At 59.5% G+C, this 26647-nt stretch carries 25 protein-coding genes; 5 read left to right on the top strand and 20 right to left on the bottom strand.

The window, feature by feature from the left end:
• Positions 1–26 precede the first annotated feature (26 nt).
• The 10 genes from IPM54_42760 to IPM54_42805 all read right to left on the bottom strand — a co-directional run bounded on the left by IPM54_42760 (position 27) and on the right by IPM54_42805 (position 7960).
• Positions 27–464 carry a biopolymer transporter ExbD gene (locus IPM54_42760; GenBank protein MBK9266497.1) on the bottom strand — a complete coding sequence of 146 codons (438 nt, stop codon included), beginning with the start codon at positions 462–464 and terminating at the stop codon, positions 27–29.
• Positions 465–466: 2 nt separating this feature from the next.
• Complete coding sequence (locus IPM54_42765) at positions 467–910, bottom strand: biopolymer transporter ExbD (GenBank protein ID MBK9266498.1); 444 nt, start codon at positions 908–910, stop codon at positions 467–469.
• Positions 867–1568, bottom strand: coding sequence for a MotA/TolQ/ExbB proton channel family protein (locus IPM54_42770; protein ID MBK9266499.1), 702 nt, complete (start codon positions 1566–1568; stop codon positions 867–869). Before IPM54_42770 ends, IPM54_42765 begins: the two co-directional genes overlap by 44 nt.
• A gap of 36 nt (positions 1569–1604) precedes the next feature.
• Positions 1605–2342 carry an energy transducer TonB gene (locus IPM54_42775; protein MBK9266500.1) on the bottom strand — a complete coding sequence of 246 codons (738 nt, stop codon included), beginning with the start codon at positions 2340–2342 and terminating at the stop codon, positions 1605–1607.
• A gap of 83 nt (positions 2343–2425) precedes the next feature.
• Positions 2426–3130: a response regulator gene (locus IPM54_42780; protein MBK9266501.1), complete on the bottom strand. Its 705-nt coding sequence runs from the start codon at positions 3128–3130 to the stop codon at positions 2426–2428.
• Between the two features lie 167 nt (positions 3131–3297).
• Positions 3298–4533: a PrsW family intramembrane metalloprotease gene (locus IPM54_42785; GenBank protein ID MBK9266502.1), complete on the bottom strand. Its 1236-nt coding sequence runs from the start codon at positions 4531–4533 to the stop codon at positions 3298–3300.
• Between the two features lie 105 nt (positions 4534–4638).
• Positions 4639–5058 carry a hypothetical protein gene (locus tag IPM54_42790; GenBank protein MBK9266503.1) on the bottom strand — a complete coding sequence of 140 codons (420 nt, stop codon included), beginning with the start codon at positions 5056–5058 and terminating at the stop codon, positions 4639–4641.
• 116 nt (positions 5059–5174) lie between these two features.
• Positions 5175–5882 carry an outer membrane lipoprotein carrier protein LolA gene (locus IPM54_42795; GenBank protein MBK9266504.1) on the bottom strand — a complete coding sequence of 236 codons (708 nt, stop codon included), beginning with the start codon at positions 5880–5882 and terminating at the stop codon, positions 5175–5177.
• Between the two features lie 110 nt (positions 5883–5992).
• Positions 5993–6523, bottom strand: coding sequence for a crossover junction endodeoxyribonuclease RuvC (ruvC, locus tag IPM54_42800; GenBank protein ID MBK9266505.1), 531 nt, complete (start codon positions 6521–6523; stop codon positions 5993–5995).
• A 9-nt stretch (positions 6524–6532) separates the two neighbouring features.
• Positions 6533–7960, bottom strand: coding sequence for an FAD-binding protein (locus IPM54_42805; GenBank protein ID MBK9266506.1), 1428 nt, complete (start codon positions 7958–7960; stop codon positions 6533–6535).
• A gap of 259 nt (positions 7961–8219) precedes the next feature.
• Here IPM54_42805 and IPM54_42810 point away from each other — a divergent pair, with 259 nt between their 5' ends.
• Positions 8220–8768, top strand: coding sequence for a hypothetical protein (locus tag IPM54_42810; GenBank protein ID MBK9266507.1), 549 nt, complete (start codon positions 8220–8222; stop codon positions 8766–8768).
• A 32-nt stretch (positions 8769–8800) separates the two neighbouring features.
• On the opposite strand, the gene IPM54_42815 is transcribed toward IPM54_42810, so the two are convergent.
• The 5 genes from IPM54_42815 to IPM54_42835 all read right to left on the bottom strand — a co-directional run bounded on the left by IPM54_42815 (position 8801) and on the right by IPM54_42835 (position 12866).
• Positions 8801–9559 carry a tetratricopeptide repeat protein gene (locus IPM54_42815; protein MBK9266508.1) on the bottom strand — a complete coding sequence of 253 codons (759 nt, stop codon included), beginning with the start codon at positions 9557–9559 and terminating at the stop codon, positions 8801–8803.
• Complete coding sequence (locus tag IPM54_42820; GenBank protein ID MBK9266509.1) at positions 9532–9879, bottom strand: protein kinase; 348 nt, start codon at positions 9877–9879, stop codon at positions 9532–9534. The genes IPM54_42815 and IPM54_42820 overlap by 28 nt, the downstream gene beginning before the upstream one ends.
• 145 nt (positions 9880–10024) lie before the next feature.
• Positions 10025–11812: an AAA family ATPase gene (locus IPM54_42825; GenBank protein ID MBK9266510.1), complete on the bottom strand. Its 1788-nt coding sequence runs from the start codon at positions 11810–11812 to the stop codon at positions 10025–10027.
• Positions 11813–11952: 140 nt separating this feature from the next.
• Entirely contained in the window at positions 11953–12585 is a 633-nt protein-coding gene (locus IPM54_42830; GenBank protein MBK9266511.1) for a hypothetical protein, read from the bottom strand.
• Positions 12586–12620: 35 nt separating this feature from the next.
• Positions 12621–12866, bottom strand: coding sequence for a hypothetical protein (locus tag IPM54_42835; GenBank protein MBK9266512.1), 246 nt, complete (start codon positions 12864–12866; stop codon positions 12621–12623).
• 86 nt (positions 12867–12952) lie between these two features.
• Between IPM54_42835 and IPM54_42840 the strand changes: the two genes are divergently transcribed.
• Positions 12953–16798: a protein kinase gene (locus IPM54_42840; protein ID MBK9266513.1), complete on the top strand. Its 3846-nt coding sequence runs from the start codon at positions 12953–12955 to the stop codon at positions 16796–16798.
• On the opposite strand, the gene IPM54_42845 is transcribed toward IPM54_42840, so the two are convergent.
• The 3 genes from IPM54_42845 to IPM54_42855 all read right to left on the bottom strand — a co-directional run bounded on the left by IPM54_42845 (position 16799) and on the right by IPM54_42855 (position 20795).
• Complete coding sequence (locus IPM54_42845) at positions 16799–18586, bottom strand: AAA family ATPase (protein ID MBK9266514.1); 1788 nt, start codon at positions 18584–18586, stop codon at positions 16799–16801.
• Positions 18587–18751: 165 nt separating this feature from the next.
• Positions 18752–19312: a hypothetical protein gene (locus IPM54_42850; protein ID MBK9266515.1), complete on the bottom strand. Its 561-nt coding sequence runs from the start codon at positions 19310–19312 to the stop codon at positions 18752–18754.
• Positions 19313–19346: 34 nt separating this feature from the next.
• Positions 19347–20795 (bottom strand): MFS transporter, encoded by a 1449-nt coding sequence (locus IPM54_42855; GenBank protein ID MBK9266516.1) that lies wholly within the window; start codon positions 20793–20795, stop codon positions 19347–19349.
• A 127-nt stretch (positions 20796–20922) separates the two neighbouring features.
• Between IPM54_42855 and IPM54_42860 the strand changes: the two genes are divergently transcribed.
• Positions 20923–21888, top strand: a complete 966-nt coding sequence (locus tag IPM54_42860; protein ID MBK9266517.1) for a LysR family transcriptional regulator — start codon at positions 20923–20925, stop codon at positions 21886–21888.
• 104 nt (positions 21889–21992) lie between these two features.
• Entirely contained in the window at positions 21993–22289 is a 297-nt protein-coding gene (locus tag IPM54_42865; protein MBK9266518.1) for a hypothetical protein, read from the top strand.
• Here the strand turns inward: IPM54_42865 and IPM54_42870 are convergent.
• Positions 22281–24338 (bottom strand): hypothetical protein, encoded by a 2058-nt coding sequence (locus tag IPM54_42870; GenBank protein MBK9266519.1) that lies wholly within the window; start codon positions 24336–24338, stop codon positions 22281–22283. The genes IPM54_42865 and IPM54_42870 overlap by 9 nt on opposite strands.
• A gap of 70 nt (positions 24339–24408) precedes the next feature.
• Positions 24409–24588, bottom strand: coding sequence for a hypothetical protein (locus tag IPM54_42875; protein MBK9266520.1), 180 nt, complete (start codon positions 24586–24588; stop codon positions 24409–24411).
• Between the two features lie 147 nt (positions 24589–24735).
• Between IPM54_42875 and IPM54_42880 the strand changes: the two genes are divergently transcribed.
• Positions 24736–26646 (top strand): CRTAC1 family protein, encoded by a 1911-nt coding sequence (locus IPM54_42880; protein MBK9266521.1) that lies wholly within the window; start codon positions 24736–24738, stop codon positions 26644–26646.
• The last annotated feature ends 1 nt before the right edge of the window (position 26647 follow it).

The raw sequence follows: 26647 nt of genomic DNA on the forward strand, positions 1-26647 counted from the left end.
ATTTTTCGCTTTCCTGCATTGAAAACTCAGTTACCGGCGACCTTTTCCGTCAATATCGCGATACCCTTTGCTCCGCCCTGTTTGGCGATATCCATCACCTGCACGGTGACGCCGTACGGAGCATCGTCGGTGGCGTCGAAATAAAGGACTTGATCGGCACGGGCCGCAAAGATTTTACGCAATCGTTCGCGAAGCTCGGCTTTCTCGATCACGTTTTGATTGATGCGAATCGTGCCCTTGGAATCCACCGTCAGCACGACCGGTTTGTCCGCGTCGGGCGGTGGAGGCTCGTTCTTTTGAGCCGTATCCTTTTTCGGCAATTGAAGCCAAAGCTGCTTGTCGAGCAGCGGTGCCACCACCATGAAGATGATGAGCAGCACGAGCACCACGTCCACGAGCGGCGTGACGTTCATTGCGGGTGCAATGTTGTCCTTTTTCCCGCCAGCCGAAACGTTCATCCCCATGGCTAGCTCTCCTCACCGCTTTTGCCCTTTTGGCTCACGCTCAAGGCAATCCCTTTGAAACCCGCACGCTGACACGCCGCGAAGGTGTCGCGCATTTTCGCGTAATGCACGGACGCATCACCCTTCAGCACGATCCTCCGGTCGGATTCCGCTTGGTGAATCTGCGATAGCCTGGTTTCGAGCGTCGCGAGATTGCCCATGGGCTCTTTTTCCAGGAACACACTTCCACGAGCCGTCACCGTCACCGTAATGGGATCGAGCTTCGATTTCGAATTTTCGTCCGCTTTCACCACGCTCGGCAATTCCACCCGCTCGCCATGTTCCAGCTCGGGAGCAATCACCATGAAAATGATGAGCAGCACGAGCACCACGTCCACGAGCGGCGTGATGTTGATGTCCGGCTCAGGCTGCTTCTTCGAGAATCCGTTCGCCGCTTGCACGCCCATGGTGATTCTCCATTTCGTCGAGCAGCTCGCCTGCGCTGCGATCGATGGCCGCCTCGATAACCGAAATCTTGCCCGTCAACCAATTGAAGCAAAGCACTGCAGGAATGGCGACCGACAGCCCGAGCGCCGTTTCGATGAGCGCTTCGGCAATGCCCGCGCTGACCGCACCGAGGCCACCCGAACCGGTCGCTGCAATGCTCTGGAATGCCGTAATGATACCGACGACCGTTCCGAGGAGCCCCACGAACGGTGCAATGGATCCGACCGTCGCGAGGACCGACATGCCTCGGCGCAGGTCCATCGAAATGGCTTCGCGCCGACGACCGACTTCGCGTCGCGACAATTCGACGGGCGAGAGATTCCCATCCGGCTCGTTTTCCGCTCGTACGTATCGACGAACCGCTCCGCCCACGAGCCGCGCGAGCGCCGAGACGCGATGGCGATCCGCTGCTTTGATGAGCTCGGCCATGTCCCATGAATCGAGCAGCGGGCCGGCCACCTTCATGAAACGCCCGGTTTCCGCATTGCTTCGCGCAAGTGCAATCATCCGCTCGACGACCACCGCAATGCTCGCGACGGCCATGAGCACGAGCGTGAACGCAATGAGCTTCGATACGATGCCCATGCTCGCCCAAATGTGTGCGAGATCGAATTGCATGTTTCACTCCTCGGCGATCTTTCGCCAAACCCTTTTTTACGTCTTGATCTTGAAATTGAATCGAGCCACTTGGTAGGTTGCGACCGGCTTTCCATCGACCATGGCCGGCTTGAATCGCCACGTTTTCACCGTACCAATGACGATTGGATCGAGCCGTGGATGGCCTCGAACGACCGATACGCTGCCCACGTCCCCCGATTCCGTCACGACAAACCTCACGACCACCGTTCCTTCGATACCTTCGCTCTTCAGCGCTTCGGGATACGGCGGAGACGGCTTTGATATCGGCGATGGCGGCGTGCCGTCTTCCGGAAGCTGAATGGGCCCGGAAATTTTCGGCGGCGGCGGTGGCGGTGGCGGTGGCGGCGGAGGCGGGGGAGGCGGTGGCGCCGCATTGCCCGAACCTATTCCGTCGCCCTCACCTTCTCCTTCTTCACTCGCGGCAACTGGTTTTTCCGGGTCACCCTCGGGCGGCATGTCGGTCGGCACCGCTTGCGGCACGACGACCGGCTTTTTCATCACTTTTGGCCCTGACGCCACTTTCGGTTCCGGTTCCGGCGGCGGAGGAGGCGGCGGCGGTTTGGGCGCTTCGATTGTCGGCGTGAGCTCGACCGCGACAAGCTGTTCTTCCTCGGCGACCTGTACGACTGCTTTGATGGACGCGAATGCCGCACCAACCACCGTGCAAAGGGTGATTGCTGTCGCATATCCAATGGCGAGCCGTTTTTTTCGCCCCGGGTCACTCTCCTCGATGTTCCACGCTTCGAAACTCATGGCGTCTCCATCGGGGCCGCACGGTGCCGCGCTTTCGTGTCAATATGGTGAATGCTTCGTAACGATTGCATTATGGTTTCCAGTCATTCCGCAAACGAAGTGTCATCGGGAGAATGAGCAAATCGATACCCAAGCCCTCGCACGGTTTGCACATAGGAACCGGCCTCCCCGAGTTTGTCGCGGAGGCGTTTTACGTGGGCATCCACGGTGCGAGTCGTCACGCCCACATCCATTCCCCACACGCCCTCGAGCAGCGCGCCGCGGGTCTGCACGCGGGCCCGATTTTCATAAAGCGTCACGAGGAGCTTGAACTCGAGGAGCGTGAGGCCCACTTCCTCACCACTGATCCAAACGCGGTGAGCATCCTCGTCGATGCGCAAAATGCCGAATTCGATGATTCGTTGCGTTTGTGCGGTGCTCTTCGACCGACGCAAAATCGCCTGCACGCGGAGCACCAGCTCGCGAACGCTGAAGGGTTTGACCACGTAATCGACCGCGCCGAGCTCAAATGCGACGATGCGATCCACTTCGTCACCTTTTGCGGTGACGAAGACGATGGGCACGTCACGTGTCCCGGGATCCAATTGCAACGTGCGACAGACCTCGGTGCCTTGCACGTCGGGAAGCATTTGATCGAGCAGCACGACGTCCGGATGCCGCTCGCGGGCGAGGCGCAAGCCTTCACTGCCACGCGGGGCCAGAAGGACTTCGTGCCCCGCTTGCTTGAAATTGTAATCGAGCACCTTCAGCAGCGCGGGCTCGTCCTCGATCACCAGAATGGTCGCCATCGACGAGCGACTCTACGGGGTCATTGTAACGAAATGATGGAGGCTGCGTGAAAGGACGACGTGCTGTCAGCCGGAATTGCTACAATTCTGTGAATTCATGGTTTCAAAATCGTAACAGAATGGCGCCATTGCGACATTGACACGATTTTGACAAACATCGGTCCGTGTTATCGCCGCGGCGCCTTCGCATTGAGCTGAGCGCGAATCCGGACGATGTCTTGTCGCAAAGGCCCGATGAAGTCGGCGCTGATCGTGCGCTTCTGGCCTTTCATGGCGCGCGCGGTGTGCCATTTCGACAGCGCCAATCGACTCGCCGCCCCAATGAACGCCCGCCCCTCGGCCCCGCGCCACGAGAACGTGCACGAGAGCCTTCCAACGGGCGAACAGACGAGGTCCACTTCCTGCTGCGTCATGTTCCCCATCAGCACTTCGTCCTTCAAGTACTGGCGAATGATGTTGCCCTTTCGCAAGACGAGGACGATCAGAATGACGAAGAAAATCACCACGAACATGAACCAGAAGAGGAGCATGATGAAGAAGGCGTTTGGAATGACCGTGGGCACGAAGTTCCAAAGCGCATGCAAAAAGACGCCAATGAAAAACCCTCCAATGGGCGCCAGCACGCGCACCCACGTGCGACTCGATTCACGCGCGATGCCAAAGCCGATCCCCGTCATCGATGTGTAGAGCGGGTGGCCCCAAGGCGAGAGAATGCCGCGCAGAAAAAACGTCCCTGCGAGCTGATTGGCCATTTCGGCGCGCGCGTAATAACTGACGTTTTCTACCGCGGCAAAACCGAGCGCACAAAAGGTCGCGTAAATGATGCCATCGACGACCCCATCGAATTCTCGACGCAAGAAATAGAACATGCCCAAAATGGCAAGCCCCTTGAAGAATTCTTCGGACAAGGGCGCGCTGACGACCGACGTCATGAAATTGCCCACCGCTGGTCCAAATAAACTCGCCGATACGATGTGCACGCCCGTGTTGATCATCCCGGCGAACCCCGTCGCGACAATCGCACCCCAGAAAAACGCCATCGCCAGCGTCCACCAAGGTTCGGGATCGTAACGATCGAGGACCATGGGGATGAACAGGTAAAACCCGAGCGGCAAGAAGGCGAAAATGGCGCCGGTGAGGACCGCGGACATCATGCGCCCAGGCGCCTTGGAAAACGCTATCTCGGCGAGCGTGAACAAGATGTTGAGCACGACGCCGACGAGAATGCCCACGCCCCAAATACCAAAACCCACCATGCGCCGGCGTTTGTCCGGGTCAGGCGGATCGACGGGCTTCGGAGGACCACCGGCATACCCCGGACCATGGCCGTAGTTCGGTGGAGGCTGTTGCGGATAGGAAGGTTGGCCGTAGGGCGCGGGGCGAGAACCGTAGGGGTTGTTCATGGCACGCGTAGGGATGCACGAAGCCACCGCGCACCACGCGCGCGGCAGCCATCAATCCATCCTACCGTTCATGACGTACGAAACGCGAGAGCCGAATGGGTCGCGTCAGTTCGAGATTTTTTGCGTGAAGATGATCGTCGTCGACGGCGACTTCGGCATGGCCTGCTGCTCGGCACTGATCGCAAGCTCGAAGCCCGTGAGCGGCACCGTCGCGGTGTCGACGGCACCCTTGCGGGAGTCGGCGCTGTAGTCGAGCTTCGCGATGCGAATCCATTCGTCATTCGCATCCTTACGAGCCCAAACGACATACACCGTCGATCCAGGAAGCAGCCGCTCCGGCGGGGCAAGATGCTCAGCCTTGATCGAAATCTGCGTGAGGGTGTTTTCGCTGATCACCTTCGCGGTGATCTTTGCATCGGCATCGGGCGCACCCTGCATGCCCTTGACCATGTACGTTTGTGCGCACGCAACGGTCGACAACGCCAATGCCAACAGCACCACTTTTGCAAGATCCAACGCTTTCATCGCTCCTCCAAGCTAGATGACATCTACCAGATTACGTCCAGCATTTGTCGAAATTATCGTTCGCGATGATACCTGCACCCCCGAGATGCTCTGCGGTCGTTTGGACTGCAACGATTTCAGGGCTTGATGACGCGCGTGCCGGGCGGCGGGGTGAACTCGAACTCGCTCTTGTCGACGGTTTGATTGACGACGGGTGCGCTGAAGTCGAACCGGTTGCGGTTGCCTTGCGCATCCAAGATGAGCACGCGGCGAACTTGGCTGGTTTGTCCGTCGACGTAAAGCAAAACCTTTTGATACGCGGGCGTAGCTTCTTTGGGCGTCCCTTCGAGCACGTAACCGCCCTCGAACTTCATCTGCGCCGCGTCGAGCAGCCGCAAATTGAAGTCCTTGATGAGCTGCCCCTTGCCCATCAAAAACGCGAGCGCCGCCGGATATTGCGACGTCTTCACCGGCGTCTCGTACATCTGCTGGTTCTCTTTTTCGTACACGCGAATCGTCGTGCTGTCGGAGACGACGCGATTGCCGTTCGGCGCGTCGTACACCCAGTTCATCTTCCCAGGCTTCTCGAAGGTGACCTTGCCCTTCGACTCCTTCTTCACGTTCTGAATTTTGATCGTGTACGTCTGCGAGAACGTCGCCTTGAACGTCTTCAGCGAATCGTAGAAGGCCTGGACTTTCTTGCCAATCTCGTCGGCTGTCGGGCCTTTGGGCGCTGCGGGCTTGGCAGGAGCTGCGGGAGCTTGAGCGAAGCTGCCCGGGGAACAGAGAAGAAACGCGCTCGCGGCGATGGCGGAAAAGGCGGAGATGATTCGGAACTGGCGCATCGTTCTGTCCTGTGAGTGGGGTTCGAACTGGTGATGAGTACGTAACCGAAGACCTGGCGATTCGTAAGGGTCCGGCGCTTGGACGGAGGCCCGAACAAGATCATGCAACCTCACGGTAGATGTACCTTCCGAGGCGCTTTTTGCGAGGGTTTCGACGCCGAAAGTGCCGCCTGAAATCCGGCCACGTTGAGGTGCGTGAGCGCGATGGCCAACGCATCGGCCGCATCGGACCGGGGCGGAGCACCGAGGCGCAAGATCGCCGTCACGACCATCGCGACTTGGCGTTTGTCCGCGGCTCCGCGACCCGCCACCGTACGCTTGACGAGCGCCGGAGGATATTCGCAGGTTTGGAGCGACGAACGCGCGAGCCGCAAGAGCACGACACCGCGCGCGTGACCGAGCTTCGCTGCACTTTGCGCATCCTTCGAGAAAAAGATGCTCTCTACGGCAGCCACCGTGGGCGAATGCTTGGCGATGACCTCCGCGAGGCGATCGTCGATGTCGACGAGACGATCGGCAAACGTGCCATCGAGATCCACGTCGATGACACCGTGCGCAACATGCTCGATGCGGCTGCCTTCACGGTGCAAGACGCCCCAACCAAGATGTCGACTTCCAGGATCGATGCCAAGAACGCGCACGCAGCCTCATTAGCAGACGCCATGTCCGCGGCGAGGGAAAATTTTGTTTGGGTTCAAAAGGTTTTTCGGATCGAACACGCGCTTGATGTCGCGCTGCAGTTGAATGAGCTCCGATGACTGCTCGAGAGGCAAGTATTCAGCCTTCGACGTGCCGACTCCGTGTTCGCCCGTGAGCGTACCGCGCATGCTCACGACCGCACGAAAGAGCCGCTCCAGGCCGCGTTCGACACGCTGCCAAGCATCGGGATCGTCCCAAAGAAAATTGACGTGCAGGTTGCCGTCACCCGCGTGTCCGTAGCTCAACATGCGAATGCTCGTCTCTTCGGAAATGCGATCGATCTCGGCCAAAAGGTCGGGCAAACGCATGCGCGGAACGACGACGTCTTCGGAGATTTTGTAGCGAGCCATCGCGCGCGTTGCCGGAGAAAGCGCGCGACGAGCGGCCCACAAACGCGCTTGCTGCGATGCGTCCTGCGCTGCGAGGACATCGATCGCTCGCGCGGCGACGCACGCTTCACCGATGCGCTCCATGGCGGCTTCCGTGGTTGCAGCGTCGCCGTCGACCTCGATGAGCAACATCGCGCCCGCTCGATCGTTGACGGCAACGCCACGTGCTCGCACTGCACTGAGCGCGCCCGCATCCATGAGCTCCAAGCATCGCGGCACGAGGCCCGCGGCGATGATGGCCGACACGGCGCGCCCTGCATCGGTCACGGTCTCGAACAAGCCGAGCAGCGTCGCGACGCCCGCAGGCTTTGGAATGAGCTGCAACGTAGCTTCGGTGAACACGCCGAGCGTGCCTTCGCTGCCCACGAGGAGGCTCGTGACGTCGTAGCCCGTGACGCCTTTGACCGTGCGTCGACCCGCTCGAATGCGCGTGCCGCTCATGAGCACAGCTTCCACGCCGAGCACGTATTCGCGCGTCACGCCGTACTTGAATGCGCGAGGACCGCCGGCGTTTTCGGCGAGATTGCCCCCGAGCGCGCAGATGGCGAGCGAGTTGGGATCGGGTGGATAAAAGAGCCCCTCGGCTTCGACCGCTGCATGAAAGTCCGCCAAAATGACGCCGGGCTCGACCACGGCGACGAGTTCGTCTCGGTCAATCTCCTTGATGGCGTTCATGCCGAGCGTGACGAGCACGATGCCGCCGCTCACGGGAACGCATCCGCCCGACTTGCCGCTTCCGGCAGCGCGCGGGACGATGGGAACATCGGCTTCGCTTGCCGCCGCGAGCGCTCGTTCGATGTCGTTTGCATTTGCCGCGAGCACGACGGCATCGGGCACGACGGGTTCCTGATCCGATTCGTCGCCTGCGTACGACGCGCATCCGTCGGACGATGTAATCACTTTGGACGGCCCCAGCGCGCGATCGAGCAAAAGCCGCGCCTTGTCGACGGCGGATGGAGAGGGACGAGGAAACGGGGGGCGACGGAGCACGAGATTCTTTTAGTACGATCCAAAGGCAAATGCTCGTCGCAATGGCGAAACGACTGAAATGACACGCATTTTTGGCATATCGGAAGGACTGGCTCCACCGGGTCCCGTTTGGTATTCGAGAAGAATGCACAAAACATTTCTTGCTACGGCATGTTCGGTGGGTCTATTTGCGTTGGGTTGCGGTGACGTTGGAGTTGAAAATGGCGGAGAGAGCCCGTCACCTCATGCGTGTAATGCGTCGGCGCCGGCAACTCGGACGGTGAGCTGCGTGGAATCGTTCGAGCCTGGGGAGGCGGCAGGATTCGGCGCTGAACAGTATCCCGAAGTGATTTACGGAGAGCCACTCGGTAATGGCAACACGCAAGGAAGCACCGACGTGCTTTCGCTTGGCCGTCAAGGCACCATTACATTGGGATTCGGCGGCAATGCCATCGTCGATGGGCCTGGCGTCGACTTCATCGTATTCGAGAATCCGTTTCTCTATGGAAGCATGGGGGATCAAGTATTCAGCGAGCTCGCCGAAGTATCGGTAAGTTCGGATGGTCAAACGTGGGTGAGTTTTCCGTGTGCCGCCGAATCGATGCCGCCCACGGGATGCGCGGGCCATGCGCCGGTTTTTGCCAATGGTGACCTCGAAATCTCCGCATTCGATCCGATGGTGTCCGGTGGCGATCCATTCGATTTGAGCACCGTGGGGCTCGCGGAAGTCAGGTTTGTCCGCATTCGCGACATCCAGGGCGCGGGAGCAGCACCCACGGCTGGATTCGATCTGGATGCGATTGCCATCATCAACGCCAAAGTTCCGTAAGAGAAACAGTTACGCCAATCGGCAACGCCGTTTCAAGCGTCAATCCACGCCCTGGCAAGATTGAGCGCTCGAACATGCTCGGGAACACTTTCAATGAACGTGCGGCGTTTTTCCGGGTCGGTCAGCATATCGGCCGCTGCGAGGATGACGTCACGCGCCTTCTCGATGGCCGCCATCGCTTCGGCTTTTTCGCCCGCTGCATTGCTTGCGAGCGCGAGCGTCACGTACACGCCCACGGCATGCTCGCGATCCCCCGTCTTCTCCTGCAATTCGTATGCGGACCGCGCGTGCTTCATGGCGCTCGGCACATCGCCCAAGCCAAGATGCGCACGCGCTCCAGCAACGAGCGATAGGATCAATGAGTTATCGGCTGCTTCGCTGTGAAATACCGGTTCGACAATTTCCAGCGCTTCTTTGAAATGACCACCCACCGCGAGCTCGAAACCAAGCTCGGCGCTTGCGACCGCCCAAAGTCGTTCATATCCGGGACGGGTCAACGCATCGAGGCTTCGTCGCATGGCAGCCACACCTTCGTCGAATCGGCCTACCTGCGACCATATCCGACCAAGGCTGAGCTCAATCCATATGCCTTGACGCGTGACTCCCAATCGACGGCTCTCCGCGAGTGCCTCCGTTAAATATCGCTCGGCGTCTCGATAAGCGCCGAGCGAAGTGCACAGGACGCCGACATTCATCATGTGCACCGATGCGTTTCTCATGTCGCCCACGCGCCTGTACAATTCCACCGCCTGCATGCAAGAAGTCAATGCATCGCCTGGACGACCGACCATATTCCGAGCGGTCCTTTTTCGAGTCGCGCGGCAAGGTCCTCGCCGTCCAGCCATTCCATTGCGAGGTAATGCGTGCCCGTGCCCATCATTCCATGATCGACATAGCGCGCGACATTGGGGTGGCGGAGCCTTTCGAGCGTCCTGACTTCGCGTTGAAACCAGCCTAGATCATGCCCTTCAACGCGCATGATTTTCAGCGCGACGGCCTGATCATCACGCAAATCCCGTGCGCGAAACACTTCGCCCATGCCTCCGCGGCCAGCGAGCCGTTCGATCACGAAACGGCCTGCAACGGTGTCTCCCGGTCGCGCGTGCATCATCAAAGTGCTTGCGACATAGCACAATCTTTACGCAATTGCAGCAATCGAATGCGCGGCAGCGCCATGAGACCTGAGAAGAAGACGACGGTCTATCGAGCAGCCGCACATGATTTGCGTGCGCCCGTCGGGTAATGCATCGTCCTATCTACGCGCTCGATGCGGCCGTCTCCCACGCCCAATAGCGCACGTCTTTCGTCCCGACGAACACCAAGACGCCCGCCCGCAAATGGTTGCCCAGCGTCAGCATCTTGACCAAGTCCGCGTCCGCCGCATACCGCTCGATCTGCGCAAAACCTTTTGCAACTGCAGCTTCGATGTCCTTGTCCGTCGCGTCGGTCTTCACGTATTTCGCCTCGATGATCCACGCGTACTTGGCCGCCGATGCATTGCCTCGGAGCGCAAGCAACAAATCGCAATAACCCTGCGTGACCTCTTTTTCGCTCATCAAGTAAAACGAATTGGTTTGCGACAAATACGCAAACAGCATCAGCTTCATCGTTTTTTCATCGAATTGGATGAGGTCCCGATTGCTGATGCGTCCAAGGACCTGCTTGTGGAACAAGTCGAGCAAGGGTTGAATCTCGCCGTCCACCGACATCTTCCGGAGCGCGCTCGACACATCGGTCAAGTCGATTTGCAAGCCCTCGTGATCGGCCATGGCAAACGCGACGTAACTCCATTGCAACTCGCGCATCACGCGGTTGGGGATGACGAGCTTGGGATCCGAGCTGGTCATCGCATCAGCGGAGAAGGTCAGCATCCCCATGTAGTAAAAGAGCGACACGATTTGCGCTCGGCCAAAAAGCATCCTGGTGCCGAATTGCTCGACCAGGGGACTGGTGACCGATTCATTCGTCAAGATCTCTTCCAACAGCTCCCGTGTGCCGGTCTCTTGACCGCTCGTATTTCGAGCAATGCCGTAGAGGCGCCCATAATCGGTACGCACGTTCAAATCGAGCATTTGCCGGGGGTACCTGCCCGTCGCCAAGACCTGGCCGACGAAATACAGGACCAGCGTCGAGTTGTACATTTTGTCCTGCGCGTACACCGAAAATCGATACCCGTCGTAATACCGCTCCAGCGTTTCGAGCAGCGCTTTGCGATCACCAATGCGCGGATCGGCCGCCAAGTCGGGCCTGTCCCGGAGCATCAGGTCCACCGCGCGCTCGACGTCAGCCGCGGTAAAACCCGCCAGGGCATTCAATGCGTCGCGCTGCGACACGTGCGTGATGATGTTGAACCCGCTCGACAAGTCGTCCAGCATGATGGGCGAAACGCCCGTGACGAACATCCGCGCGAGCGTGCTCGTCCGCGTGAATGCTTTCAGGCTTGCATAAAAGCTCCGCACGAACCCCGCACTGCGCACGATGCCTTGGTAGGTGTCGATTAAGCCGTCCGAAAGCAGCCGATTACCAAAATGGTCGTATTCGTCGATCAGCAAATACACCTGATGTCCGGCGTAGCGGACCGCCGTCAAAAGGTCGGTCATGATCGCCGCGGTATCTTCGTCGTCGGAGTCGACGGCCCGCTCGAGCACGGATAGCTTGGGGACGAGCGCCATGTAGCGATGGATGAAAAAACGGATGCTTGCCTTGATCTGGATTGCAAAGCTCCGTCGGATTTCTTCGGTCGTACCCTCGGACGCGACGGGTGAAAAGTCGAGCGTCAACACGAGATACTTGTTTTTCTCGGGCGTGGGATGCTCGTGGACCCACAGTCCACCAAACAGCTCGTCGAATTTGTCGGCAAGAGCGATGTCGTAGTAGTTTTCGAGCGTGCTGATCAGTGTCGATTTGCCGAACCTGCGCGGCCGCAGGAAGATCAGGTACTTGCCGGCGTTCTCCAGGTGCGGGAAAAACGGGGTCTTGTCGACGTAAAAGGCGTTCTCCCGACGGAGAGCGGCAAAATCGCATGTTGCGTAGGCAATTTTCATGGCTCGACGTGCTCGCGGGCGAACCTTAGCACGACCGCAAGGAAAAGCGAAGCTGGCACCTCAGCCGTGGTGGCAGCACCCATGAAATTTCCACCGCGCGCACGCATGACGCACGCACGGCGGGCTGACGTGGAATGGACTCAAGTCCCTGTTTCTTCCGCCTCCGGCGCGGACGCACCGGGCGATGCGCGTAAATGAATGCGCCTATATTGTTTCGAACCCGGCCCATAAACATTGCGCACGACTTGCTTGAAGCGCAAATACTTTTCATAGGTCGGGCCATATGCCGCAGCACGATCACTCCGCGCTTTCGACAAAGCTTTGTTTGCTGCAATGGATTCCGACAATTCCGTGGTCGTCTGCGACGCCTTCGTGCCAAATTCTCCGGCGAGCAGCACGTCAGCCCATTCCTTGCCAACATGATCATCAATCAGGTCGAGCAACTGGGCAATGGCCTTGAGCTGATCGGTGTCCGTGGGTTGCGATTTGAGGGTATCCGGCAACTTCGTTCCCGGCAACATCGCCAATACCGCCGCTCGAGCCACTCGATACGGTGTGTCGAGTGAAGCCAATGCATCGAGGGCCTCACGGTTTTCCTTCGCAAATGCGCTCATCGCCGTCGACACTGCGGCTTCCGCAGCAAGGTAGGCCGCCGCGGCATCCGCGAGCGTCTCTTTGAACACGGCGACGACAATCGCATCGGCATTCGGCTCGTCGGCGATTTCGATCGAGCGCGTGATGACACGGGCAAATCGTTCGTAATCAATGGTCACTTGGGGTCTCCAGGGTGCGAGGTCCGTAGGCGATGCTACACGCAAAGTTGGAGACAAAGCCAGCCTTCTTTCGCACGAACGTCGACCACGCACCGGCGAAGCTCCGGCACGGAGGGGCGAAGCTCCGCACGGAGAAAAGAAGCTCCAGCACGCACCGGCGAAGCTCCAGCACGCACCGGCGAAGCTCCGGCATGGAGGGGCGAAGCTCCGGCACGGAGAAACGAAGCTCCAGCATGCACCGGCGAAGCTCCAGCACGCACCGGCGAAGCTCCGGCACGCACCGGCGAAGCTCCAGCACGCAGCAGACAATCATGGACGACTGTATTATCATGGACAAACTTTATCGACTGTATCTATGCTGCCGCACATGCAACGAGGCGACGTCGTCGCGGAACGTTTCGAGATCGAAGCGTTGGTAGCGTCCGGCGGCATGGGCCAGATCTTCCGTGCGCAGGACCGGCAAAGCGGCGAGGTTGTCGCGGTCAAAGTGCTCCGTAGCGGCGCTCGTGAGCACCACGCGAGGTTTCAGCACGAGACGCGAGCGCTGTCCGAGTTGGCGCATCCGCGCATCGTGCGGTACGTGGCGCATGGAGTGGTCGCGACGTCGGGCGAGCCGTATCTCGCAATGGAGTGGCTGGAGGGCGAGGATCTGTCGCGGCGGCTCGCGCGAGCGGAGCTATCGCTCGAGGAAAGCATTGGCCTGGGCAAACAGATTGCCGAGGCACTTGGCGAGGCGCATGCGCGCGGAATCGTGCATCGGGATTTGAAGCCGAGCAATGTGTTTCTCGTGGGAGGCAGCGTAGACCAAATCAAAGTGGTCGATTTCGGGATTGCGCGACTCGATGGGGCAGCGCGCTTGACACGGACGGGAACGATCATGGGCACACCGGGGTACATGGCGCCGGAGCAAGTACAGAATGCTCGCGTGATCGATGCCCGAGCGGACGTGTTTTCGCTCGGCTGCGTGCTGTTCGAATGCGTGACGGGGATACCCGCGTTTACCGGCGAGCATTTGATGGCGCTGCTGGCCAAAGTGTTCATCGCCGAACCGCCTCGGCTGTGCGAATTGCGGCCCGATGCGCCGGCGGCATTGGAACAGCTATTGCTCCGAATGATGGCCAAAAACCCGGAAGCTCGGCCGCGAAATGGTGCGGCGGTGCTGGAAAACCTCGCAGCGCTCACCAAGGAATTGCCTCGGGGAACGACGCGTCGGGCATCGATTGCATTGACGAGCGGGGAGCGGCGGACCATGACGGTGATCGTCATTGAAGCGGAAAGGCGAGAGGACGTGACGCTCGAAGGCCACGCGGCGCAAACGGCGCAGATGCTCCGCGAGGGTACCGAGACTTTTGGCGGGCGGCTCGATGTACTACGTGACGGATCGGCCGTGGCATCGATGGGTGCAATGGGCCTCGCGACGGATCAAGCGGCGCAGGCGGCGCGATGTGCATTGTGGTTGCACGCGAATACGAATGGTCGCGCCGTCGCGCTCGCGACGGGCCGAGGTGAATTGACGGGCAGAATGGCGGCGGCCGAAGCGATTGACCGGGCGGTGAAGCTGCTGGAGTCGCGGCCGGCTGCGGTGGCAATCGACGAAATGACTGCGCGATTGCTCGACGGGCGATTCGACGTGCGCGAGACGGAGGCGGGCGCGACATTGCACGGCGAGCGCGAAATCGCCGAAGAAGCGCGATTGCTCCTGAAAAAGGCGACGCCTTGTGTCGGACGAGATCGCGAGCTTTCGACATTATCGCAGATGTTCGCGGAATCCATCGAAGAGCGAACGGCGCAGGCAGCGCTCGTGGTGGCGGCGGCAGGAATGGGCAAATCGCGTCTTTCGCAGGAGCTTTTGGCGAGGCTTCGGGCAAACGATACGCCCATGGCGGTGTGGATTGCGCGCGGCGACGTATTGCGTGTGGGCTCGGCGCTGGGGCTGCTAGGTCAAGCGCTTCGCCATGCGTGCGGGATTCGTGGCGACGAACCATTGCCTGAGCGTCGTGAAAAACTGCTCGGCCGGGTAGCGGAACGCGTGGGGGCGCAGCATCGACAGCGCGTGGCGGAGCTGCTCGGTGAAATTGCAGGTGTACCCTTCCCCGAAGATTCGAGCGAGCTATTGCGTGCAGCGCGCCGCAATACGCAGATCATGACGGATGAAATGCGTCGCGCGTGGCTCGATTTTCTGCGTGCCGAATGCGCAGTGCAACCGGTGCTGCTGGTGCTGGAGGATCTGCATTGGGGGGATTTGCCGACGGTGCAATTCGTGGATGCGGCATTGCGGGATGTTTCGGAAGAGCCGTGGATGGTGCTGGCCATTGCGCGCCCGGAAGTGCATTCGCTTTTCCCCGAGCTTTGGGAGGGGCGGCACCTGCAAGAGATTCAGCTCAAACCGCTGGGCAAAAAGGCGAGCGAGCGATTGGTGCGCCAGGTGCTCGGCGAGGACATCGGTGCGGAAACGCTGGAGCGGCTCATCGCGCAAGCGGACGGGAATGCGTTTTACTTGGAAGAACTGATCCGTGCAGCGGCGGAGCGAAAGGGAGAAGGCTTTCCCGAGACGGTCGTGGCGATGGTGCAATCGAGGCTCGCGGCATTGGATGACGAGGATCGTCGCGCATTGCGAGCGGCAGCGGTGTTTGGCGAGGCATTCTGGCCAGGAGGTGTCGCGGCGTTATTGGATCGTGCGGATCGGCCAGCACAGGTGCGAAACCGATTGCTGCATTTGGTCGAGCGCGAGGTGCTGGTGAAACGGCCCGAGAGTCGATTTGCGGGACAGGTGGAGCTCGCATTTCGGCACGTGCTGCTGCGGGAAGGCGCGTATGCGATGCTGACGGAGGAGGATCGGAGGCTTGGGCATAAGCTCGCTGGCGAATGGCTGGAGCGGGCTGGGGAAAGGGATCCAAGGCTGTTGGCGGAGCATTTTGATAGGGGTGAGCAAGGGGAACGGGCGGCGGCGTATTACCTGCGTGCGGCCGAGCAGGCGCTGGAAGGGGGTGATTACGCGGTCGCGATCAAGCTGTCGGAGCGGGGAGTAGCACTGGGGCAGGAGCCTGGGTTGATGGCAGGCATGCGGGCAGTCGAGGCGGATGCCAAGTTCCAGTTGGGGGATTTTCGGGCCGCATCCGATGCGGCCGGCGTGACACTGAAACACGCTCGCCCCGGGAGCCGAACCGCCAGCCGAGCGCTTTACGCCGGAATCGCTTGTGCGATGTACTTGCGTGACGAGGAGGCGCTGCATGAGCGAGTTCAATCGCTCCAACATATGGAGTTCGAGCCAGATGCGATTCCCTTGCTCGCAGCCACCCTAGTTTCGCTCATTGTTTCGCATATATACGCGGCGGAGCGCCGCCAAGCTGAATTGAATCTGCGGCGACTCGAACAGATGACGGCAAACCGCGACCCGATTGCATCTGCCTGGGCCGAGCTCGCCCGTGCACTTTGTGCGTGTCATATCGATCGGAATCCGTGGGGCTTTCTTCAGCACGCGACGAGCGCTATTTCTCTTCGCAAGCAATCGGGCATCGGCCGCGAGCTTCCGTACACGCGCTGGAGTGTCGCCGCTGCCCATTGGATGCTCGGTCAATTCGATCTCGCGGACGATCTGTACATCATCTTGTACGCTGAAAGCCCGGAAGGGAGTATGGACGCATTCGCCACCCAGAGCCATCGTTCAGTCATGCGCATTGATCAACGCAAGCTGGATGAAGCCGCCGCCCTCGCCGCCTGGATGCTGCGAGCGGCAAACGAGATGATTTTGCGCCGAATATCTCGCTTGGTGCTTGCCGAAGCTCAACTTTATGGCGGAGCGCTCGACGCAGCGGAGTCGGAACTGCTCAGCGTCGCGGAAATTGACACGGCGGAACCTTATTTGCGTCTTTGGTATCTCGCCGTCATGGCTCGACTTCGACTCGCACAAGGACGCGCGGAAGACGCCAGAGACATTGCCGAACTCGCGTTCTCCCAATCCATTGCCTGCGGTATGGGGTATTGCAACCGCCACGCCCTCCTCCTCCTCGTCCGCGCCGAAGCTCACCACGCCCTCGGCAATCTCGACGCCGCCCGCGACGCCATTCGCGAAGCACGCGACGACCTCCTGCGCCGTGCTGCGTTCATTCCGGATTCCGAGCCCGAAGTGCGCCGCTCGTTCCTCGAAAACATCCCCGACCATCGTAGAACCCTCGAGCTTGCCCGCGAATGGCTGGGCGACGACTCGTCGTAGCTACGCGCTCGATGCGGCCGTGTTCCACGCCCAATATCGCACGTCTTTCGTCCCGACGAACACCAAGACGCCAGCTCGCAAATGGTTGCCCAGCGTCAGCATCTGGACCACGTCCGCGTCCGAAACATACCGCTCGATCTGCGCAAAACCCTCTTGCACCGCTGCCTCGATTTCCTCGTCCGTCGCGTCCGTCTTCACATACTTCGCTTCGATGATCCACGCATACTTCGCTGCGGATGCATTACCTTTTAGCCCGAGCAACAAATCGCAATATCCCTGGGCGACCTCTTTTTCGCTCATCAGATAAAACGAATTGGTTTGCGACAAATACGCAAAGAGCATCAGCTTCATCGTTTTTTCGTTGAATTGCATGAGGTCCCGATTGCTGATGCGGGAGATGACCTGCTTATGGAAAACATCGAGCAGCGGCTGGATGTCGCCATGCTTCGCCATGGTGGCCAATGCCGTTGCCACGTGGCTCATGTCGATGCGGATGTCGTCGTGATCCGCCAGGGCAAACACAAGATAACTCCACTGCAATTCGCGCATGACCCGATTGGGAATCACGAACACGGGTATCGTTTCTTCCGCCGCATTCGGCCCGAACGTCAGCATGCCCATGTAATAAAAAAGCGACACGATCTGCGCGTCGCCGAAATGCATCTTCGTCCCGAATTGCTCCACCAGCGGGCTCGCGACCGATTCACTCGTCAAGATCTGTTCCAAAAGCTCCCGTGTGCCGGTCTCTTGACCGCTCGTATTTCGGGCAATGCCGTAAAGACGGCCATAATCAGTACGCACGTTCAAATCGAGCATTTGATCGGGGTAGTATCCCGAAGCGAGCACCTTTCCAAGGAAGTACAGGACAAGCGTCGAATTGTACATCTTCTCGGTAGCTCGTTTGGAAAACCTATACCCGTCGTAATACCGCTCCAGGGTTTCGAGCAGCGCTTTGCGATCGCCAATGCGCGGATCGGCCGCCAAATCGGGCCTGTCCCGAAGCATCGTGTCCACCGCGCGTTCGACGTCCGCCGTCGTGAACCCAGCCAAGGCATTCAACGCATCGCTCTGCGACACGTGCGTGATGATGTTGAACCCACTCGACAAGTCATCCAGCATGATGGGCGAAACGCCCGTGACGAACATCCGCGCCAGCGTGCTCGTGATTGTAAATGCCTTCAAACTGGCATAAAAGCTCCGCACGAATCCCGCACTGCGCACGATGTCCTGGTAGGTGTCGATCAAGCCATCCGAAAGCAGCCGATTGCCAAAATGGTCGTATTCGTCGATCAGCAAATAGACCTGGTGCTCTGCGTCGCGGACGACCGTAAAGAGCTCCGTCATGATCGCGGCGGTATCTTGGTCGTCCGAACGGACCCGTGCTTCCAGCGTCGAGAGCCTGGGAACGAGTTTTTCGTACCGCCAGATGAACGACCGGACGGATGCCTTGATCTGGATTGCAAAGCTACGCCGGATTTCATCGGTGGTGCCCTCCGACGCGACGGGCGAAAAATCGAAACGCAGAACGAGATACTTGTTTTTCTCGGGCGTCGGGTGCTCATGGATCCACAGTCCGCCAAACAGCTCGTCGAATTTGTCGGCAAGAGCGATGTCGTAATAATTTTCGAGCGTGCTGATCAGGGTCGATTTGCCGAACCTGCGCGGCCGCAGGAAGATCAGGAACTTGCCGGCGTTTTCTAGGTGCGGGATGAACGGAGTCTTGTCGACGTAAAACGCTTTCTCCCGACGGAGAGCGGCAAAATCACATGTTGCGTAGGCAATTTTCATGGCTCGACGTGCTCGCGGGCGAACCTTAGCACGACCGCACGGGAAAGCGAAGCAGGCACCTCGGCCGTGGTGAAACCCGACGTGTGCAGCACGCATGAAGTTCGAGTGTTGCTTCCTCTTGACCTTGACGGTCTCGTCGTCGAACCAAATGCGTGCCCCGTTCGGTCATTCAGTCATCGCCCGCACTCGCCCGAGCGTCCAGACGCCGTGCTGCTGCACATATCGCGTCATTCGGCCTTCCTTGCTTTCTCGTTTCAAATCGCAGCTCGTGAAGCGCAAGAGCAGGGCGTTCGTGGAGATGCACCGCGTATCGTGAATGTCGCCCGGAAGGTAAACCATGCAGTCTCCAGCGCGCATCCGCTGCACGTCTCGCTGCACGAGACGAACATGACCGTTTGCCTCGGTCATTCGAGCATAGGTTCCCATCTCCATTTCACCGTGCTGGACGGCGTACACCACCCAGCCCGCTCCATGGTCGTGAGGGGCTCGATAACGATCCTGCTGTTCCACATACGCATTGAGCAGAAAATCATGCTCGGGATCTCGGTACAGTTGCTTGTCTTCGGGAGGATCCCTGTGCAGCTCGGCCAGCCATTCCTCTGCAATCGGCGCTTGGGCGAGCCCCTCGAGAAGGGTTCGGCATCGTGTAACCATTTCCGTGGTCAGAGGGCCCCAAAAGGATTTTACATCGGTAATGAACGTTTCGAGCGAATTCTTGGTCGTCATGGTTTTTCTCTCCTTGTATTGTTGAACGAACTCCTCATGGATGATGGACTTTCGTCACTTCCCGACGCAGGCCGCGTGCATGGGTCAGCGCGACGGCGAGCAGCGCGCTGATCATGAGAGCCGCGGCGAGGCTGTACGCGCCGCGCATTCCTGCGGAGACGGCGTCTGAGCCCGCTGTTGTTACGTCGCTTTTGCCCGCAGCGAATGCGAACACCGCGCCCATGAAACACGCCCCCGTGGTAAGTCCCAAATTGCGCGATAGGCTCAGCGTTCCCGACATGACGCCGCGCTCACGAGGGTCGACGTTCTGCATGACGGCCGTGTTGTTCGCCGCCTGAAACAATGCATAACTCGCGGTGGCGACGACCATGGGAAGCACATAGCCCGGAATGCCGAACGTCTTGGGGGTGAGCGCCAACAAGATGTCGCCAACTGCAATTCCGAAAAGCCCCGCGAGGGTGGTGCGATGCGTGCCAAAACGGTCCACGACGCGACCTGCAGGAATACCCGCCAATGCAGATACGGAAGGTCCAGCAGACATGACCATGCCAACCGTCCCTGCGTCGAGCTGCATACCGAGAGCCAGGTAAAACGGACCCACCACGAGATTGGTCATCGCCACCGTGGAGACGAGCAGATTCGCAAACAGGCTCGCATTCAATGTGGCATCGCGGAAGAGCGTCAAACGAAGGAGCGGCGCGGCCGCTTTCTTTTCGGTGACGATAAAAAGAGCCAATGCAATCAGCGCAGCAATGAGCAAAACCAGACTGCGCATACCAAAGTGCCCTCGTCCCGAGGTCATGGCGAGCGCATAAGCAATCAGCGTCAGGCCAAGCAGCGCGGTCCCTTTGTTGTCGAAACCAATGGCATCGTCGCCTTTTCGTGCGTGGGCAGGCAGGTGTGTACACACGAGAGCAAAGGCCGCCAAACCAAGCGGAACATTGATCAGGAATATGGCGCGCCAGCCGAACCAGTGGATGAGAACACCTCCGAGCGAAGGTCCAAGTGCAGTACCCACGGCGGACGTAGCTCCAAGCAAGCCCATTGCGCTGCCAGTCCTGACCTTGGGCACAATCTCGCTGACGAATGCGAAGGTCAGCGCCATCATGATGGCGGCACCCAAACCTTGTATTGCGCGCGCGATGATCACGACCCACAACGAGGGCGCGACGGCACTGACGAGCGACGCGGTCGAAAAGACGAGCAGCCCAGCTCGCAGCAATCGCTGACGGCCCAGGAGGTCGCCAAGTCTTCCAAAGCTGACGATGGAAGACGTAATGGCAACCAAGTATGCGACGACGACCCATTGAACTTCTTGAAATGATGCGCCGAAGGTCTTGGCGAGCGTCGGTAGGGCGACATTGGCGCTGCTGGTGCCAAGCGACGACAAAAGCATGGATAGACAAAGGCTGGCGAGCGCCCACGGAATCGAAGGTATTGCCCGTGTGCCTCCCTGGAGTGCTTCGCTCGTGCGTGCGCTCATTGCGTTCGACGAAAATTCCATCGCGACCTCACAGCGGGCAACGTACGAGCAATCGACACATGGCGGAAGACGCACGGCATGCACTCGATGGTTGCGTTTGACGCCATGTCACGTGCACAATGAAGCCATGGAAAGGCCGGACCTCAATCTGCTCGTGGCGTTGGACATTCTGTTGGAGGAGGGCAACGTTGCGGCAGCCGCGCGACGCATGCGTCTGAGCGCGTCCGCGATGAGCAGGACCTTGGCGCGATTGCGTGAGGCGACAGGTGATCCGCTGCTGGTCCGGGCGGGGCGAGGTCTGGTCGCTACGCCGCGCGCGGCAGAGCTGCGGGAGCGCGTGGGCCAGGTCGTACGCGATGCCGAGGCCGTGCTGAAGCCCGCCGAGAAGATCGATATCGGGAAGCTCGAGCGAACGTTCACCGTGCGAACGAGCGAGGGCTTCGTAGAGAACTTCGGTCCTGCGCTGATCCAACGCGTGAGCGCAGAAGCTCCAAGGGTGCGACTCGGCTTCGTGCAGAAGGTGGTTCGTGATAGCGGGCAACTTCGCGCAGGAACGGTGGACCTAGAAACCGGTGTCGTGGGAAAGACCACGGGGCCCGAATTGATCACACAGGCGCTGTTCCATGATCGCTTCATTGGCGTCGTGCGTGCAGGGCATGCTCTAAGTGAGGGGCTCGTCACCGCAGCGCGCTATGCCGAGGAGAAGCACGTCGAAACCACCAATCACGCGCCAGGCCCCATTGACGTGATATTGAGTTCGTTCGGGCTCGAGCGAGAAGTTGCGGTCGTCGTTGGCGGTTTTTCGACGGCCATTGCGCTCGCGCGGTCGTCGGACTACATCGCGACCGTACCTGCACGACACACGGGAAATCTGCGCGCCGGTATGTTCAGCTTCGAGCTGCCTTTTCCCACGCGAGGGTTCACGGTATCGATGCTTTGGCATCCACGGCTCGATGCAGACCCCGCACATCGCTGGCTAAGGCGCTGCGTTCGGGAAGTTTGCACGAGCGAGCACAGCGATTCGTCCGATCACGCGGCCAATCCGAAGCGCACGGGAAAGCGAGCGCCACATGGCCACGGGCAGCGGCATTGAAGGTGCGGCAAGCGGGGTGTATTTCCAACGAGATCCCTTCATGGATTGGCGTATCGTGAGTTGAGGAAAGTAAATTTATGAATGTGCAGTGTCTTTCGTGTGGCGTGGAAAAGAACACCGGGGAGAAGGAAGTTTATCCCTACCCGGAAGATGGTATGGTGGACGAGCCAATCCGGCCGGTGTTTTTTTTGGATTGCCAAGATGGAGAAGACTGGCGCAAGGTCGTGGTGTGCCACGAATGCTTCCATCGATTGGCGCCTGACCAATGGATCAGCAGGCGTTGTTGGGAAACGTTGGAGCCAATGACGCCATTCGAGGCGCTGCCTCTCGCCGACTTTCGCTCAGATTCGCACCGCTCGCAGACTGAGAAGGGTTTGGTCGAAGCGAAGTCATCAAAGTAGTTCGAGAAACGCTCGCATTGCTTCGGCTTCGCGTGCGTCGAGCTTTTTCGCGCCCTCCGGCGCTCCATCGTGGAAAAACGCGCCGTCGTCGGTCCATCCCACGCGATCCAAGACGCCCTGCAAATCCTTTGCTGCACCGCTCGTCAAATACGGCCTCTTCTTGTACAGCCTTCGCAACGACGGCACACGCGCACCGCGCTCGTGCACATAAGGCTCGACGCCCGTTTTTCGATATTCGTTCATGGCCCACACGATCGGCCCCGACGAAAATATGTGCGATTCCCATGCGTTGAACGACGTCACGCGCGACATGGCGTCATCCGTCGACGTACGCGCCTGATGGCACGATTCGCATCGATCGCGAAAAACACGCGCACCTTCCGATTCCAGCGCTGAAAACGCCGAGCGCCCTTCAATGGCCGGGTTCGTTCGATGCGAAAATGCCATGAGAAACGTCATGAGCGCCTTGCGTAATTCGAGCGGCGGCAGCCTCGATCCAAAGTAGGCCGCCTCTTGCATTGCAGAAAGGGTCGGATGTGCGCTGGGCGGTTCCAAGGAAAACCACGGCAAATAATCATTACCCGCCCCGGCCACTCGAAATTCATTGTGCGCTATCGAAGAGAGGTCTGGATCGAGCGCCCGCGAAAAGTGCGGCCTGTTGTTGAAGAGCCCGAGCAGCGGCTTCGTCACGACACGCACGTCGCCGCGACCCGTATGATGGATTCGGCCATCGACATGACCCTCGAAATGGCAGGTTTCGCAGGTAAAACGGCTATGCGCGTCGTCCGCCTTGTTTTTGGGCGCCATGAGCGTCGTGAAAAAGAGCGCCTCGCCAAGACGAAGCGTACCGCGGCGACTTGCATCGACCGGAGCATCGACCACGGGCACGATTTTTTGGACGTCGCCAGCATCGTTCAACGTGACGAATGCATCGAGAAGCGGATTCGCTATGACAAACCCTCCGCCGGCCCTCTTCGCAATCGCACGTGACCCACCAGGAAGCGAATGCAATCGAACATCCGTCGGCGGTTTTCCCGCATCACCAAAGACAAACCTAACAAGACTTTCGCCACCGTAGCCCGTCACGAACGCTGCAAGTTTGCCCTCGGCGGTTTCGTCGAGCTCCACGGCCTTCGGCGTCACGACACCAAACTCGGACACGTTCACCATGGACAAGCGTTCAGCCGCTCCATCGTGAACCTTGTACAGAAAGACAAACGAGTCGATGTACCCGAAAAACCCACCCCGACGATCGAGCGGATGATCTTCGACACCGCCGGCAAGCACGAGCAAGTCGTCACCCGCGGGCCGCGCCGAAAAGCTCCAAATCGGGCCGTCATGCGTGATGCGCGTCTCGCCCGCGTCCGCCACGGCACCGTCGTCGTCCACGGTTCGAACGACGAGCGCATGCGCGAGAAGGCAGTTCGTGATGACGAACTTGCCCACGCGCACGACGCGAACGGGCGCGCCCCCAAGCGTGATGTCCGAGCGTCGAGCGGGCAGGATCGAATCGGCCTGCGGCGCATCGAAAGGTTGGGGCACCAATGAAATGAGCCGGCCGCGATCCTCTTCGACCGCATACAAAGCTCCTTCGGGACCGACTGCAACGTCACGCAACGCGCGTACATCGGGAAGCTCGTAACGCCCCGCCGCTTCGAGATGCGGAGCATCGTCTCGAACGACGAACCGCTCGATCCGGCCAGCGCGTTCACCCACGACAAACACGGTTTTTCCATCCGAACTCACCGCAACACCGCTCGGTGATGGTGGCGCAGGCAAACGCTGAAGCTCTTGCAACGAAGCATCCAGTACGACGATCGCGTCGCGACCTCGCAAGATCGACACGAAGCGTTTTCCGTCGCCGAACGGAGTGATGGTGTATGGATCGGCCCCGAAGGCATGATCGCTCGAAGGCAGATGGACGAAGTCTGTTTGCGCGCGTCGCGCCGCTTCGAATTCGCGAAGCTCTGGCAGAGGATCGTACGAGTTCGTAGCGATGGTTTGGACAGACGCACTCTTGCGTTCACAACTCGCGCTACTGGCCAGCATTGCAAGTAGCGCGAGCCGTCCTGCTCGACGCGCGATGGAAACGCGGACGTTCACGAACGCGCCGCGAAGCTCACCAACCGCCCTCGTCCTTCTTTTCCTCGGCCTTTGCGGGAGCAGCCGCGGGCGCAGCGCTCGGCGCAGGTTCAGCCGCCTTGCTCTTGTCGGGCGTGGGCGTGGCGGCTTTTTCCTCGGGGCAACCAACGAGCATCGATGCGGAAACAAGCAACAACACGAACGGCGCTACTTTCATGTGATGAACTCCTCGGATGCGAGCGAAGCACAACGTGCGCTCTGCGCGAAGAGGTTTTGAGCGAGCGTGCCTTTGGAGCAGAAAGACGCCGCGCACGCGATTCTGTAAACTGCGGCGATGATGCACAAGCGTACGGTCCTCCGCAGCATGTCTTTACTAGGCTTATCGCTCGCCGCAGGTTGCGGCGGGGAAGACACGAAAACGCAACCCATCGTCCCTTCGCCGGAACCGGTCGCCGTCGCTTGCGACGTTCATGCGACGACGGGCAGCGCCAAATTTACGCAGCGCTCGGAAGCGTGGGGATTGTCGACGGCGAAGGTCGTTGGCAATCGGCTCACGAGCGCCGACATCAACGGTGATGGTTATCCCGACTTGCTGGTGCACGCGATTGGATCGAACAACCGCGAGGTGATTGGGCAAGGCCCGCGCCTCGTGTACGTGCTGATGAACGAGCCGGGGCCGAATGGTGGGCGCACGTTCGTCGATCGCACCACCGAAAGCGGATACGCCAAGGCGCCCGATTCCGACACGGAATATCGCTCTGCACAGTCGGCCGTGTTTGCCGATGTGGACAACGACGGGGATCTCGATGCGCTCAGCATCGTGTATACGGCACCCGACAAAGTCGGGGCGCCTCCGACGGCTGCGGATCTCGATCGCACGACGCTGATGCTGAACGACGGCACGGGGCACTTTACGGCAGCCACCAAATCCGCGCTTTCGCCGCTCAATGCGAAACCGACGACCGGTGCGACGTTCGTCGATGTGGATCGCAATGGCGTCGTCGATGTTTTCCTCGGTTTTTTCTTTACGACCGCCGCGAGCGCTCAGCAGCTTTTGACCGGCAATGGAGACGGCACGTTTACCGATATTTCGCCCGGCGCGGGCGTCACTTCCGCGGCAAACCGCCGAGCAGCTTATGGCGTGACGAGCTGCGACGTGAATGACGATGGCAATCCGGAATTGCTCGTGAGCGCCTACGCGCGTGGGCCTAACGTGCTTTACACGACCGATACGCCGGGCCATTACACGGACGTCGGCGCTGCTGCGAAATTCGCCTTCGATGACAATCAAACCTACAGCGACAATCAGATGTTCGCTTGTTATTGCACGCTTCATCCGGCCCAAGCCGATTGCATGGGTGTCGCGACGCCGCTCATTCAATGCCCGAATCCTGCCGATTCTTACTGGAATCCGACGTCGGACATCAACCCGCCACGTCTCGGAGGAAATACCTTCACGACGGTGTGCTCGGACATGACGGGCGACGGGAAGCTCGACGTCTACCACACTGAAATTGCGCATTGGTGGGCCGGTCAAAGCTCGGACAAGTCCGAATTATTGAGAAACGTTTCGGAAGGAACGTCGATCGCGTTTGAAAGGCCCGAACGAGCGGCCGTGGGACTCGAGTGGGAACATCCGACGGTGGATTGGAACGAAGGTGGAATCGTCTCGGCTGCGGCGGACGTCGACAATGACGGGCGTGAAGACATCCTCGTCGGGGCGAGCGATTATCCGGATCAATATAGCCTGTATTTTCACCAAAAAACGGGGGGCACCTTCGAGGAAATCGGGTTGGCCCAGGGACTGCATCATGCATGCACGAGCGGCATGACGGTGGCCGATTTCGATCGCGACGGGGACCTCGATATCGTGGTCGGATCGGGAACTGCGCGAGATTGCAGCAAAATTTGGTCGTCGAACGAGGTTCATTTCTACGAAAACGATGCGAATCAATACGGGCATTGGCTGGGCATCAAGCTCGTGGGAGACGGCGTATCGACGAACCGCGCAGGCATTGGAGCACGCGTGACCATCGATGCCAATGGCAAGAAGCTCGTTCGCGAGCTTGGCGGCGGCTATGGGCACATGGGCATGCAAAACGATACCGTCGTGTTTTTCGGGCTCGGCGGATGCGAGATTTTGCATTCGGTCGAAGTCACGTGGCCGAATGGTGCGCGCACGGTGGAACGTTTTGAAAACGTCGTCGCGGACAGGTTCATTGAATTGAGGCAGGGTGATTCGAAGGTGTACGACGTAGAGATGAAGACGGAGTAGC

Source organism: Polyangiaceae bacterium (assembly GCA_016715885.1).
Taxonomy (GTDB): domain Bacteria; phylum Myxococcota_A; class Polyangia; order Polyangiales; family Polyangiaceae; genus Polyangium.

Coding starts and splice junctions, on each gene's coding strand:
- IPM54_42850 (MBK9266515.1), bottom strand. CDS start 19,312: ATGACGACCAAGAATTCGCTCGAAACGTTCATTACCGATGTAAAATCC.
- IPM54_42860 (MBK9266517.1), top strand. CDS start 20,923: ATGGAAAGGCCGGACCTCAATCTGCTCGTGGCGTTGGACATTCTGTTG.
- IPM54_42815 (MBK9266508.1), bottom strand. CDS start 9,559: ATGGTCGGTCGTCCAGGCGATGCATTGACTTCTTGCATGCAGGCGGTG.
- IPM54_42775 (MBK9266500.1), bottom strand. CDS start 2,342: ATGAGTTTCGAAGCGTGGAACATCGAGGAGAGTGACCCGGGGCGAAAA.
- IPM54_42855 (MBK9266516.1), bottom strand. CDS start 20,795: ATGAGCGCACGCACGAGCGAAGCACTCCAGGGAGGCACACGGGCAATA.
- IPM54_42875 (MBK9266520.1), bottom strand. CDS start 24,588: ATGAAAGTAGCGCCGTTCGTGTTGTTGCTTGTTTCCGCATCGATGCTC.
- IPM54_42820 (MBK9266509.1), bottom strand. CDS start 9,879: ATGATGCACGCGCGACCGGGAGACACCGTTGCAGGCCGTTTCGTGATC.
- IPM54_42840 (MBK9266513.1), top strand. CDS start 12,953: ATGCAACGAGGCGACGTCGTCGCGGAACGTTTCGAGATCGAAGCGTTG.
- IPM54_42770 (MBK9266499.1), bottom strand. CDS start 1,568: ATGCAATTCGATCTCGCACACATTTGGGCGAGCATGGGCATCGTATCG.
- IPM54_42870 (MBK9266519.1), bottom strand. CDS start 24,338: ATGCTGGCCAGTAGCGCGAGTTGTGAACGCAAGAGTGCGTCTGTCCAA.
- IPM54_42760 (MBK9266497.1), bottom strand. CDS start 464: ATGGGGATGAACGTTTCGGCTGGCGGGAAAAAGGACAACATTGCACCC.
- IPM54_42825 (MBK9266510.1), bottom strand. CDS start 11,812: ATGAAAATTGCCTACGCAACATGCGATTTTGCCGCTCTCCGTCGGGAG.
- IPM54_42880 (MBK9266521.1), top strand. CDS start 24,736: ATGTCTTTACTAGGCTTATCGCTCGCCGCAGGTTGCGGCGGGGAAGAC.
- IPM54_42795 (MBK9266504.1), bottom strand. CDS start 5,882: ATGCGCCAGTTCCGAATCATCTCCGCCTTTTCCGCCATCGCCGCGAGC.
- IPM54_42780 (MBK9266501.1), bottom strand. CDS start 3,130: ATGGCGACCATTCTGGTGATCGAGGACGAGCCCGCGCTGCTGAAGGTG.
- IPM54_42785 (MBK9266502.1), bottom strand. CDS start 4,533: ATGAACAACCCCTACGGTTCTCGCCCCGCGCCCTACGGCCAACCTTCC.
- IPM54_42765 (MBK9266498.1), bottom strand. CDS start 910: ATGGGCGTGCAAGCGGCGAACGGATTCTCGAAGAAGCAGCCTGAGCCG.
- IPM54_42845 (MBK9266514.1), bottom strand. CDS start 18,586: ATGAAAATTGCCTACGCAACATGTGATTTTGCCGCTCTCCGTCGGGAG.
- IPM54_42790 (MBK9266503.1), bottom strand. CDS start 5,058: ATGAAAGCGTTGGATCTTGCAAAAGTGGTGCTGTTGGCATTGGCGTTG.